General features: G+C 66.0%; 6 protein-coding genes. 2 read left to right on the top strand and 4 right to left on the bottom strand.

Translation table 11 applies throughout. The annotated features are described in order from the left end of the window. Positions 1-11: 11 nt before the first annotated feature. Positions 12-4,751: an NAD-glutamate dehydrogenase gene (locus tag H1R19_RS09715; RefSeq protein WP_219851299.1), complete on the bottom strand. Its 4,740-nt coding sequence runs from the start codon at positions 4,749-4,751 to the stop codon at positions 12-14. A gap of 40 nt (positions 4,752-4,791) precedes the next feature. Beyond that, entirely contained in the window at positions 4,792-6,468 is a 1,677-nt protein-coding gene (ettA, locus tag H1R19_RS09710) for an energy-dependent translational throttle protein EttA (protein ID WP_188328955.1), read from the bottom strand. A gap of 949 nt (positions 6,469-7,417) precedes the next feature. Here ettA and gadC point away from each other — a divergent pair. Together gadC and gad are read left to right on the top strand one after the other, a co-directional pair. Beyond that, a complete protein-coding gene (gene gadC / locus H1R19_RS09705) occupies positions 7,418-9,088 on the top strand; it encodes a glutamate/gamma-aminobutyrate antiporter (RefSeq protein ID WP_219851298.1) in 1,671 nt (556 codons plus the stop codon). Between the two features lie 72 nt (positions 9,089-9,160). After that, a complete protein-coding gene (gad, locus tag H1R19_RS09700; protein WP_219851297.1) occupies positions 9,161-10,576 on the top strand; it encodes a glutamate decarboxylase in 1,416 nt (471 codons plus the stop codon). Positions 10,577-10,613: 37 nt separating this feature from the next. Here the strand turns inward: gad and H1R19_RS09695 are convergent, their stop codons facing one another. Together H1R19_RS09695 and H1R19_RS09690 are read right to left on the bottom strand one after the other, a co-directional pair. Beyond that, on the bottom strand, positions 10,614-11,024 hold the full coding sequence (locus H1R19_RS09695; RefSeq protein ID WP_188328952.1) for a single-stranded DNA-binding protein: 411 nt from the start codon (positions 11,022-11,024) through the stop codon (positions 10,614-10,616). 117 nt (positions 11,025-11,141) lie between these two features. Continuing rightward, positions 11,142-13,178 carry a bifunctional copper resistance protein CopD/cytochrome c oxidase assembly protein gene (locus H1R19_RS09690; RefSeq protein ID WP_219851296.1) on the bottom strand — a complete coding sequence of 679 codons (2,037 nt, stop codon included), beginning with the start codon at positions 13,176-13,178 and terminating at the stop codon, positions 11,142-11,144. Positions 13,179-13,271 lie beyond the last annotated feature (93 nt).

Raw genomic sequence — 13,271 nt, 5'->3', positions numbered from 1 at the left:
ACGCGCCGGGGTCAGCGGATGACGCTGCGCAACTGTCGGGCCGCGACCGACAAGGTCGCGAGGTCGGGCGTGCCGGTCTCCTCGATCTCGGCGAGCACGCTGCGGACCCTGCTCAACCGGTTCGACTGAGACGATTCCCACTCGGCGATCTTCTCCGCGGAGGTCTCCTCCGGCTCGCTGACCTCGAGGATCTTGAGGGTGAGCGCGCGCAGGGCACCATGCATGTCGTCGCGTAGTGCAAGTCGTGCGAGGGCGTGCCAGCGATCGCCGTAGTCGAGGTTGGACACGGCGGTGAGCAGTTCCTCCAGGCCGAAGTGCTCCATCACCGCGAAGTAGAGTTCGCCCACCTCCTCGGGGTTGCGGTCGGCGATCTCGGCGGCGTCGATGATGTCGAGGAGGCAGAACCGGTGCAGGCTCACCGCGACGTGTTGCGCGAGGTCGGCGGGTACGCCCTGGTCGACGAACGAGCGGGCCCGATCGGCGACGTCGCGCGCCGAGCTCTCGCCGTACCATCCGTCGATCACGTCGGTCAGCGCCGCGACGCGTGCGCTGTACCGGGTGACCTCGGCGGCGAGCGCCAGCGGCTGCGGCCGGAAGGCGAGCAGCCATCTCGAGGCGCGGAACAGCAGGCGCCGGGTGTACAGCATCATCTCGTCGATGGCCGCCACGGGCGCCGGTGCATGGCGGATGCGCTCGAAGATGTCGTTCATCCCGAAGATCTCGTTGGACACCACGTAGGCACGGATACCCTCTTCGGTGCTGCAACTGCTCCCCTCGCTCAGTCGGAAGAGATGGGTCGTCCCGGCGTGGTCGATGACATCGTTGACCAGTGTGGTCGCCACGATCTGACGTCGCAGGCGGTGGCCGTTGATCGCCTCGGCGTATCTGTCGCGCAACGCTTCCGGGAAGTACCGCGCGATACGCGGGGCGAAGACGTCGTTGTCGGGCAGGTCGCTGGCGAGCAGGTCGGCCTTGGCCTCGAGCTTGACGTGGGCCATCAGCGTCGCGAACTCGGGCGAGGTGAGTCCACGGTGCAGTTCCCCGTCGACCCGTTTGCGGAGTTCCCGTGCGGTCGGGAGCGCCTCCAGGCGCAGGTCGACGCCCCGCGTGTGCGCCAGATGATCGAGCATGCGCGCGTGGACCTCCACACGCGCCAGCGAGAAGGAGCGACAGAATCCCAGCTCCGAGTTCTGCGAGATGTTGTCGGCCAGAACGAGTTCGGCCACCTCGTCGGTCATCGACTCGAGCAGCGGGTCGCGGTCGGCGGCGCTCAGACCTCCCGCCGAGACCACCGAGTCCAGCACGATCTTGATGTTGACCTCGTGATCGGAACAGTCGACTCCCGCGGAGTTGTCCAGCGCGTCGGTGTTGATCCGTCCACCGGCGAGATCGAACTCGATACGCCCGCGCTCGGTCACCCCGAGGTTCCCGCCTTCGCCGATCACCTTGGCGCGCACCTGATCTCCATTGACGCGGATCGCGTCGTTGGACTTGTCCCCCACGCTGGAATCCGACTCCGCGGACGCCTTGACGTAGGTGCCGATTCCGCCGTTCCAGAGCAGATCGACCGGCGCGAGCAGGATCGCGCGGATCAACTCCGGAGGGGACAGCTCGTCGACGCCGCCCTCGAGGCCGAGAGCGGAAGCCATCTCCGGGCTGATCGGGATCGACTTGCGGTCACGTGCCCACACCCCGCCCCCGGCACTGATGAGATCGGTGTCGTAATCGGCCCACGAGGACCGCGGCAGCTCGAAGAGCCGCTTGCGCTCGCCGAACGACGTCTGCGCCCGCGGGTCGGGGTCGACGAAGATGTGCCGGTGATCGAAGGCGGCGACCAGACGGATGTGCTCGCTGAGCAGCATGCCGTTGCCGAACACGTCGCCGCTCATGTCACCGATCCCGACGACCGTGAAGTCCTCGGACTGGGTGTCGGTGCCCATCTCACGGAAGTGCCTCTTGACCGATTCCCAGGCCCCGCGGGCGGTGATACCCATGGCCTTGTGGTCGTAGCCGGCCGACCCGCCGGAGGCGAACGCGTCGCCGAGCCAGAAGCCGTACGACTTCGAGACGTCGTTGGCGACGTCGGAGAACGACGCGGTTCCCTTGTCTGCGGCGACGACGAGGTAGGTGTCGTCGGCGTCGAGGCGGACCACCCCGCGGGCCGGGATGATCGCGCCGGTGGCCCGGTCGATGTTGTCGGTGACGTCGAGCAGTCCGGCGATGAACTGCCGGTAGCACGCAACACCCTCGGCCCGGTGCGCCTCGCGGTCGTTCGCCGCGTCCCCGGTCGGCCGTGGCGGACGTTTCACGACAAAACCGCCCTTCGCACCGAGGGGCACGATGACCGCGTTCTTCACCGCCTGCGCCTTCACCAGACCGAGGACCTCGGTGCGGAAGTCCTCACGTCGGTCCGACCAGCGCAGTCCGCCGCGCGCCACCGCCCCGAACCGTAGATGCACGCCTTCGACGCGGGGCGAATACACGAAGATCTCATGCAGCGGACGCGGTTTCGGGGTCTGCGGGATGTCGCGCGGCGCGAGTTTCAACGAGATGACCGGGCGGTGTTCACCGGTGTCGGAGGTCACGAAGAAGTTCGTGCGGGACGTCGCGTTCATCACCGAGGCGAACGCCGACACGATGCGATCGGCGTCGAGACTCAGGACCAGGCCGATCGCCTCGCGTAGCTGCCCGCGCACCCGGTCCCGGCGTTGCGCATCGGCGGTGTCCGGGTCGAAGGAGGCGACGAACAGATCCACCAGTCCGCGCGTGATGGTGGGGTGCTGCCCCAGCACGTTGGCGACATGGGCGGTGCTGTAGGAGAATCCACACTGCCGCAGGTATTGCCCGTAGGCCCGCAACATGGCCGCCGACCGCCAGTCCAGGCCGCACCGGATGACGAGTTCGTTGTAGACGTCGACTTCGGCGGCGTCGAGCCAGATCTGGCGGAACGCCTCGGTGAACCGTTCTTCGAGACTGCCGACGTGGTCCTGGTCCACCGACATCCCGGCGGTGAGCTGAACACTGAATTCGTATGCCCAGCACACCGTTTCGTCGACGCGGTGGATCTGGTACGGATGCTCCTCGAGGACGTCGAGTCCGAGACTGTGCAACACCGGCAGCACATCGGTGAGGGTCGCCGACGCACCGCACAGATACAGCGTGAAGATCCACCCGGAGCCGGGAGCACCGTCGCCCGACGCGACAGCGCCTGCGGCCTTGAGCGTGACCGCGATGCCCCCCGGCGCCAACCCCACCACATGGGAGAGGTCCTCGAGGGCGTCGGCGGGTTCGCGCTGTTCCTTGTAGTCCTCGGACAACGACGACAACTGGCGCAACAGGACTTCCGGACCCCCGTCGAACGCGGGCACCTGCTCGGACGTGGCGAGCTCGCGGACGCGTTCGTCCCAGCCGCGGATCGCGGCGGTCAGGGCCGCCTGCATGCGCGCGTGGGCGGGCGAGCCGGTGTCCACCGAGCCCAGTTCGGCCGCGGTGGCGGGATCGATGCAGACGAGGACCTGCAGCAGCGCGAGTGGCATCTCACTGACCCGGGCGGTGTATTCCAGTGAGGTGCCGGTCAATTCGTCGAGCAGCGCCTTCTCGAGTGCCAGCCTGCTCTGCGTGTTGTACCGGTCGCGGGGCAGATAGATCAGCGCGACCGCGGTGCGGCCGTCGTAGTTGGTGCGGACGAACAGCCGCAATGAACGGGTCGCCACCGCGTCGAGCATCTCGGTGACACGACGTTCGAGCTCGTCCTCTGTCGAGGAGAACATCTCCACGAGAGGGTAGTTCTGCAACAGCTCGATCATCGACTGCCCGGCGAAGGAGTCCTCGTCGACGCCCGCGTGGGCGAGGACGTCGTGCACCTTGGTCCGTAGCACCGGGACGTCGAGCACGGCCTGGTGGACGCCTGCGGAGGTGAGCGTGCCGAGGAAGCGGTGTTCGCCGTCGTGGTTCCCGTGCCGGTCGAAAGCCGGGACCTGGAGCAACACCGGGAAGTTCGAACGCTGGATGCCGGTCGACACGAAGACGCGGCTGGCGCGTGGCAACAGCGGCGGAGCGGTCACCGACGGGAAGTCGCGGTTGATGGAGTCCGTGCGCCACACGCCCAGACGTTCGACGGTGTCGGCGCGTCCGTCGGAGCCGACCCGGGCGTATCCGAGCGGATGGAAGTGGGTGCCGGCGAACCACTCGAGCAGCTTGGCGTACTCGTAGCGGTCGGTGTCGCGGATACCGGTGGACTCCCCCAGCGGAGCGACGGACAGCTCGGCGGCGCAGGCCGACATCCGTGAGCGCATCGCCGACGCATCATGGTCGACGTCGGCGACGCGGGAGACGACCTCGTACAGGTCGGCGCGCAGCGTCCCGGCGTCGATACCGGGGTGGCCGGCTAGCCCGTCGACGAAGATCCATGATTCCCAGACCGCCTCGGCGACATCGTCGATGGCCACCAGGATGCCGTCGGCGTCCCGCTGGACCGGCATCACCGGGTGATCCATCCGGCCGATGGACAGATCGTGTGCCTCGACTGTCGCGAGGACCGCCTCGACGAGCATGGGCATGTCGTCGTTGACGACGACGATCTCGATCTGTCCGCCCTCGTCCACGGTCACCTCGACGAGAGCCTGGCCCGGGTTGCGGACCCGCGCGACGTCGAGATGTCTGAGAACCTGCTCGGCCGCCGAGTCTGCTGCCGACCCGTCGGCCCGCGATCTGAAGTAGTGGTTCACCGCGTCCGGCACGAGTGACGTCACACCTGCCGATGCTAGTCACCCGTGCCGGACGGGGCCGGTGTTAATCGCGAGTCAGTTTGCGGTGGGTCACACGATGCGGGCGAGCCGCGTCGGCGCCGAGGCGCTCGACCTTGTTGGCCTCATACGCCTCGAAGTTGCCTTCGAACCAGAACCACTGGCCCTCTTCGACGTTGCCCTCCCACGCCAGGATGTGGGTACACGTGCGGTCGAGGAACCACCGGTCGTGGCTGATGACCACGGCGCATCCGGGGAACTTCTCCAGCGCGTTCTCCAGCGAACCCAGTGTTTCGACGTCGAGGTCGTTGGTCGGCTCGTCGAGCAGGATCAGGTTGCCGCCCTCTTTCAGGGTCAGCGCGAGGTTCAGGCGATTGCGCTCACCGCCGGAGAGGACCTCGGCCCGCTTCTGCTGGTCGGGACCCTTGAAACCGAAGGCGCTGACGTAGGCGCGCGAGGGCATCTCGTTCTGGCCGACCTCGATGAAGTCGAGCCCGTCGGAGACCACTTCCCAGACGTTCTTCTTGGGGTCGATGTTGGCGCGGTTCTGGTCGACGTAGCTCAGCTTGACCGTCTCGCCGACCTTCACGGTGCCGGAATCGGGCTCTTCCAGTCCGACGATGGTCTTGAACAGCGTGGTCTTTCCGACGCCGTTGGGGCCGATGACGCCGACGATGCCGTTGCGGGGAAGGGTGAACGACAGGTCCTTGATCAGGACGCGGCCATCGAATCCCTTGTCGAGGTGGCTGACCTCGACCACCACGTCACCCAGACGGGGCGGCGTCGGGATCTGGATCTCCTCGAAGTCGAGCTTGCGTGTCTTCTCGGCCTCGGCGACCATCTCGTCGTAACGCGAGAGACGTGCCTTGTTCTTGGTCTGACGGGCCTTGGAGCCCGAGCGCACCCACGCGAGCTCCTCCTTGAGGCGGCGCTGCAGTTTCTGGTCCTTCTTGCCCTGGACCTCGAGTCGCTCGGCCTTCTTCTCCAGGTAGGTGGAGTAGTTGCCCTCGTAGGGGTGCAGTTTGCCGCGGTCGACCTCACAGATCCACTGCGCGACGTGGTCGAGGAAGTACCGGTCGTGGGTCACGGCCAGCACGGCACCGGGGTAGCTCGCGAGGAACTGCTCGAGCCACAGCACGCTCTCGGCGTCGAGGTGGTTGGTGGGCTCGTCGAGGAGCAGCAGGTCGGGCTTCTGCAGCAACAGCTTGCACAGTGCCACGCGACGGCGCTCACCACCGGAGAGGTGGGTGACCGGGGAGTCCGCGGGCGGGCAGCGCAGGGCATCCATGGCCTGCTCGAGCTGCGAATCGAGGTCCCAGGCGTCGTTGTTGTCCAGGTCTTCCTGGAGCTTGCCCATCTCCTCCATCAGCTCGTCGGAGTAGTCGGTGGCGAGCAGCTCGGCGATCTCGTTGAAGCGGTCGAGCTTGACCTTGATGTCGCCCATGCCCTCTTCGACGTTCTCCTTGACCGTCTTCTCCTCGTTGAGAGGGGGCTCCTGCAGCAGGATGCCGACGGTGGCGCCCGGTTCGAGGAAGGCTTCGCCGTTCGAGGGTTGGTCCAGGCCCGCCATGATCTTCAGAATCGATGACTTACCTGCGCCGTTGGGACCCACGACGCCGATCTTGGCGCCCGGGTAGAAGGACATGGTGACGTCGTCGAGGATGACCTTGTCGCCGTGCGCCTTGCGCACCTTCTTCATCGTGTATATGAACTTTTCGGCCATACGGGCACCTCACTGCATCTCGTGGTTGGCTTGCGCTGGCGGCTCGGCCGAACCTCCCACAAGCCGAGGGAGGTTCCTCCCAGACGGGATGGAGCCGCCACGTGATTCGTCGCCCACCACTCTATCCGGGGACCCGCGACGTCCGGATCAGGGTTCGACGACCGGCGACCGCGGCGGACCCGCGCGCCAGAAGCGCCGATGATCCCCGGACCGGGCCCACCGATTCCCGCCCGAAGAATTGCAAATCGGACGATTCGGACGATGCCGACTCGCGAGAGATTTGTTACAACAAACCACGACTTCCAGCGTTCCATTCGGTTACGCTTCGAAACGGCAAAGAAGTGCACGTCGACACCGGGTCGCCCGTCGAACGATGATCTTCACGGCGGGCGAATCCGAACACCCCAGCGCGCCGCACGAGTCGAGTGTGACCACCCCCCAACAGCTTTCGTTCGCGTCGTTATCGAACTTCCAGCTCGGCGAGACGGACGTGATCGTCAGAGAACATCTTTTCCGGATTTCCGAGGATTAGATTCCGGGAAAGAGGCAATTCACAGAACCAGGGACATACAAGGACCCAGAAAATGCCGGAGAACAGGAAATTTCCGACATACGCGAATTCCGCGCCCGAGCACCGGTACTCCAGGAACTCGGGCGGAATGACGAACCGGGCGACCCAGGCGACTGTTGACCTACAGCGCCGACCACCACGGCGCGAACCCCTACAGCGCCCAAGACCGTGCCGACCGAGACCAGACCGGCCCCCTCTGCCGGGACCCGGTTCACCTGGAACCACCCTGACCTGCGAAATCTCTGACCTGCGGGACGTCAAAACGTCCGCATCGACGGTCTCGAGAATGCTCTGGTCCGGTCCTCGGGACGACATCGCACGTGCTCACACGTATCGAACCCCACCACGGTGGCGAATGACCAAGTCGAGGAGGCCGTAATGACCAGTGGGCCCACATCACCGCGGAAGACCCTGACACTGTTCGGATTCTTCGCGATCACCGCGTCGATGGTGATGACCGTCTACGAGTACCCGACTTTCGCCACGTCCGGACTGAACCTCGTGTTCTTCCTCCTTCTCGGCGGCTTCTGCTGGTTCATCCCGGTCGCACTCTGCGCCGCCGAGATGGCGACGGTGAAGGGCTGGGAAGAGGGCGGGATCTTCAAATGGGTGGGTGCGACACTCGGCGAACGATGGGGGTTCGCCGCGATCTTCTTCCAATGGCTGCAGATCACCGTGGGTTTCGTGACGATGATCTACTTCATTCTCGGAGCAGTCGGATATGTGCTCGACTGGGATTCCCTCGACAACGACCCGTGGATGAAGTTCGCCGGCGTCCTGGTGGTCTTCTGGGTACTCACCCTGAGTCAGCTCGGCGGCACCAAGTACACGGCGCGCATCGCCAAGGCCGGATTCGTCGGCGGAATCCTGATCCCGGGGATCGTCTTGTTCATCCTGGCCATCGCCTACCTCGCCACCGGTGGACATGTCGACATCGACATGAGCGCAAGCAACATCGTTCCCGACTTCTCCCAGGTCGCGACACTCGTCGTGTTCGTCTCGTTCATCCTCGCCTACATGGGCGTCGAGGCAAGCGCCAGTCACGTCAACGAGATGGTCAATCCGCGGCGGGATTATCCACTGGCGATGTTCTTGCTGGTGATCGTCGCGGTGCTCTTCAACACCATCGGCGGGCTGTCGGTGGCCGCGGTCGTCCCAGAGTCCGAACTGTCCCTCAGCGCCGGTGTGGTGCAGACGTTCGCCGGACTTCTCGAACACTTCAGTCACGGCCTGGTCTGGCTGGCCAAGGTGCTCGCGGTGATGATCGCGCTCGGCGTGGCCGGTGAGGTCAGCGCCTGGGTGGTCGGTCCGGCTCGCGGCATGTATGTGACTGCGCAGCAGGGCATTCTGCCGAAGTCGATGCGCAAGGTGAACAAGGCCGACGTCCCGGTCAACTTCGTTGCCGTCCAAGGCGTGATCGTCACCGGGTGGGCGGCGCTGCTCACCTTCGGCGGTGGCAGCGGCAACGTCAGCTTCTTCACCGCCATCGCGCTGACCACGGTCATCTATCTCGTGGGGTATCTGTTGTTCTTCATCGGCTACATGGTGCTCGTCATCAAGAAGAAGAACCTCGAGCGTGCCTACCAGATCCCCGGCGGCACGGTGGTGAAGATGATCGTCGCCGTGGTCGGATTCGTGGTGTCCGGTTTTGCCCTGGTCATCAGCTTCTTCACCCCGTCGAATCTCGCCAAACGGTATGACACCGAGTACACGACGATCCTCGTCTGCGCATTCGTTGTGGCCGTGGCACTTCCGTTCTTGATCTACGCGATGCACGACAAGAAGCTGCACACCCACTTCGTCCTGCCGCGACGCCTGCGTCACGACGAGGTCAACAAGTTCGTACCGCCGATTGCACGGGGCGAGCACGCGATCGTCACCGAGGGCGAGGACGTCATGGACCAGACCGACAACGTCCGAGACCAGGCAACCCCAGGCGGGGCCGCCAGAGACGGGGACACCCCGGACCGCGTACGCCGAGGCGAGCCGGTCCGGCCTGCAGATCCCCGCCACCTGGGAGCCGACGGGGGCACGCCCGACAGGCCGTGAGACCAGCAGAGACCCCACTGTCAGCCCCCAGGAATATCGGCCGGCAGGCAATCACAGAATCCGAGGAGAACGATGCCCGAGAAGAATGCTCGCGACCACGTCCGCGGACGGTCGACCGGAGACAGCGACTCAGTCTCGCTCAACCCGATCTTCGCCCGGCCCGGCGAGGCGACCGACATCCCGAAGCGTCAGGTACCGCAGGCGGAATCGCTACCTGAGACCGCGTACCAGATCGTTCATGACGAGGCCATGCTGGACGGCAACTCCCGACTGAACCTGGCGACCTTCGTCGGCACATGGATGGACGATCATGCGCGGCGGCTCTACACCGAGTCCGCCGACAAGAACATGATCGACAAGGACGAGTACCCGCAAACGGCGGAGATCGAAACCCGTTGCTGGACAATGATTGCCAACCTGTGGAACGCCCCAGACCCCGAGCGCGCTCTCGGCACGTCGACCATCGGCTCCTCCGAGGCCTGCATGCTCGGCGGTCTCGCGCTGAAACGTCGGTGGCAGAAGCGTCGCCGTGATGCCGGGCAGTCGACCGAAAGGCCGAATCTCGTGCTGTCGAGCGCGGTCCAGGTCTGCTGGGAGAAGTTCTGCAACTACTTCGAGGTCGAGGCGCGGTACGTCCCGATCTCCGAGGAGCACAGGACGCTCGACGGACACGGGCTCGACAGATACGTCGATGAGAACACCATCGGCGTGGTCGCCATCATGGGCGTCACCTACACCGGGGCCTATGAGCCGGTGGCCGCCATCGCTCAGGCCCTCGACAAGATCGCGGCCGACAGCGGCGTCGACGTGCCCATCCACGTGGACGGCGCATCGGGTGCGATGATCGCGCCGTTCTGCCAGCCGGACCTGGTGTGGGACTTCCGCATCGAGCGGGTCGCCTCGATCAGCACCTCCGGCCACAAATACGGACTGGTGTATCCGGGACTCGGCTGGGTGGTGTGGCGCGACACCTCCGCCCTCCCCGACGAGCTGATCTTCTACGTCAGCTACCTGGGCGGAAACATGCCGACCTTCGCGCTGAACTTCTCGAGGCCGGGCGCACAGGTCCTGCTTCAGTACTACCTGTTTCTGCGCCTGGGCTTCGACGGTTACCGGCGTGTGCAGCAGGAGTCTCTGAGTGTCGCGCAGTTCCTCGCCCACGAGGTGGAGAAGATCCCCGCGTTCGAGTTGTGGAACGACGGTTCCGACATCCCCGTGTTCGCCTGGCGGCTGGCCAAGGGCCACACCGACAAGTGGACGCTCTACGACCTGTCGGACCGCCTGCGCATGAAGGGCTGGCTGGTGCCGGCCTACCCCATGCCCGACGACCTGAGCGACCTCACAGTTCAGCGTGTCGTCGTGCGCAACGGCTTCAGCCACGACCTGGCCACCGCCTTGCTGGCAGACATCAAGACCGAGGTCGACTACCTCGACCGTCTCGACGGTCCGCTACCGCACGAAGGGCAGACCACGGCCTTCCACCACTGAGCGCGGCCCGGATGGGCCGCACCGCACCGGCCCATGACTATGCCGCCGAGTCCTCGATCTCGACCGCCGGCGTCGACCGGTGCTGTGCCGGTGTCCCACGATAGGTGACCACGCACCTGCTCAGGTCGAGTCCGACGGCCACCGCGGTCATCTCGAGATCGGAGCGGCGCGAACCATCGGCCGCGGGATACTCGTTGGTCTTGATCTGACCGTGCGCGATCACCGGCCGGCCCTTCGCTATCGCGAGCCCGACGCCGGCGAGGAGCCGGCGCCAGCAGCTGACCGTCAGGTACAGCGTCGGCCCGTCGATCCACTCACCGCTGCTCTTGTCGATGCGGCGCGAGGTGCACGCCACCCGGAACGAGATCACGTCCTCGCCGGTGGTCGTCTGACGCCGGCGGGGATCGGACACAACGGTTCCGATGACTGTCGTATACGTCTCAAACATGGTCGCTCCTACTGGTGTCGGCCACGGGAAGTGTGGCCGCATCAGCATCGCCCCGGCACGGACGCGGAAACGACGACGCCGGGCATCTGTGGAGAACCCGGGAGGAGTCCCCACAGATCAGCCGCGCTTGTTGAGCTCCTTGAGCATGTCGTTGTAGCTCTCGAGATCGGCGTCGTGATCGCGGACCGCGTTGCGGTCATAGCGTCGGGCCTGCCGATTGTCGGTGCGGTTCCACTGGACCAGCAGCGCCAGCATGATCACCACCAACGGGATCTCGCCTGCGGCCCATGCGATTCCGCCGCCGACCCGCTGGTCGTCGAACAGGTTGTAGGTCCACGGCAGGTTGAGTCCGCGATAGTAGGTCTCCGCGATGACGGTGGTGGTCGCCATCAGTGCCACACCGAAGAAGGCGTGGAACGGCAGCGAACCCAGCACGATGCCGAGCTTGGCCACCGGCGAGACCTGACGCGGCGCCGGGTCGATGCCGATGACCAGCCAGTAGAACAGGTACCCGCTGAGCAGGAAGTGCAGATTCATCAGCAGGTGCGCGGCGTGATAGCCGACCACGGCCTCGTAGAGTCCGCCGAGGTAGAGGATGTAGAAACTGCCCACGAACATGACCGCCGCGATCAGCGGATGCGTGAGGATTCGTGACGGTGCCGAGTGCACGCCGATCTGAATCCACTCGCGAGGTCCCGGCGGATTGCCGCGCCCCGCGGGCGGGAGGGCGCGGAGCGCGAGGGTCACCGGGCCCCCGAGCACCAGCAGGACGGGAATCATCATCGACATCAGCATGTGGGCGATCATGTGGATGCTGAACATGGCCGGCGCGTAGCGTCCGAGACCGGACGACGTCGCCAGGAGCAGCAACAGACACCCCAGGAGCCACGCGAAGGTGCGCCCGACCGGCCAGGCGTCGCCTCGGCGCTTCAACCGCACGACACCGCGCACGTACACGACCGCCAGCACGATGGCGGCGAGTCCGAAGATCAGGTCGAATCGCCACTCGGTGAGGAACCGGGCGAAGGTGGGCGCGGCGTCGAGGTCGTAGCCGATGGCGTTCTCGACCGGGGAGATCTCCGAGGTGTCCACCAGCGGCGGCGGAGTACGGCTCAGGCCGACGGCGAGGCCGAAGGTGGCCGCGAATACGGCCAGTTCGACCAGACCGAACCGAACGAAGAGCGATGGCCGCGGGTCCCCGTCCTTCGCGGCGTCGAGCTGGGCGATGGTGACACGACGGTGCCATGCGCCGAGACCACCGAGGATGACGAACGCGACCACCTTCGCCACGACGAGGCGGCCGTAGGTGTCGGTGAAGAGGTCGTCGAGCGGGACCCGGACGAGCGCGTTGACGACCCCGCTGACCCCGACGACGAGGATGCACCAGAACGCGACCCGCGAGAAGCGTCGAACCGCGAGGGCCCGCCACTTCCCCGAGGCGAGCGCGTAGACCACGACCGCACTGAGACCGCCCAGCCACAGGGTGGCTCCGAGAATGTGCAGGATGAGGCTGTTGGTGGCGATGTCGTGATTGCCGCCCGAGGACGAGTGCCCGGCGAAGGCCGACGGCAGCAGGCTGAAGACCGAGAACGCGATCACCCCGACCGTCGGTCCCCAGTGCAGCGTCATACGGGCGATGATGGCCGCGACCAGTGCGAACACGGCGGTCCAGAACCAGGTGCGCACCTCGGCGACCTGGCCGTAGGCGGTGATCAGGTTCGACGGCGTGATCGCCTCCGACAACGGGGCCCCGCTCACCTCCGACGCCGACAGCGGCATCAGGAAGACCGCGCAGACCGACCACACCAGGGCGCTCGACGCGGCGATCCGGATGGCGCGGTAGCCCCCGACGTCGAGCACGCCGTTGGTTTGGGGCGGGACGAAGAAGGCGGCGAACACCGCCGAACCGAGAGCGATCGCGGCAGCGAACTCGCCGATCGCGGTCACCGCCGGCAGGCCATAGGTGGTGAGGGCGCCAGGGTCGGGGACGCCGGTCAGCGTCAGCACCGACGCCGCGGACACCGCGGTGACGGCGACTGCGACGATCGCGGCGAGCCAACCCGATGCCCACAGGATCGCGGTGACGACGCCGCGCGGTTCGTTCATCTCGTCGCGATGCTGCTCCGCTGAGGCGGGCGTCGACGTGCGGGTCATTCCTCAACTGTAGGTCCGAGGCCCGACGCCACACCCTTCGACCTGGTACGGCGTGGTCTGCAGCACACCGACGGCCCGGTCCCTCCCGGGTCG

The sequence above is a fragment of the Gordonia jinghuaiqii genome, from assembly GCF_014041935.1.
GTDB classification, from domain to species: Bacteria; Actinomycetota; Actinomycetes; order Mycobacteriales; family Mycobacteriaceae; genus Gordonia; species Gordonia jinghuaiqii.
This window is presented reverse-complemented; position numbering and strand designations above follow the sequence as displayed.

What these genes read in the sequence shown, in the direction of transcription:
- gad (WP_219851297.1), top strand. Translation starts at nt 9,161, where the DNA reads ATGCCCGAGAAGAATGCTCGCGACCACGTCCGCGGACGGTCGACCGGA.
- ettA (WP_188328955.1), bottom strand. Translation starts at nt 6,468, where the DNA reads ATGGCCGAAAAGTTCATATACACGATGAAGAAGGTGCGCAAGGCGCAC.
- H1R19_RS09690 (WP_219851296.1), bottom strand. Translation starts at nt 13,178, where the DNA reads ATGACCCGCACGTCGACGCCCGCCTCAGCGGAGCAGCATCGCGACGAG.
- H1R19_RS09695 (WP_188328952.1), bottom strand. Translation starts at nt 11,024, where the DNA reads ATGTTTGAGACGTATACGACAGTCATCGGAACCGTTGTGTCCGATCCC.
- gadC (WP_219851298.1), top strand. Translation starts at nt 7,418, where the DNA reads ATGACCAGTGGGCCCACATCACCGCGGAAGACCCTGACACTGTTCGGA.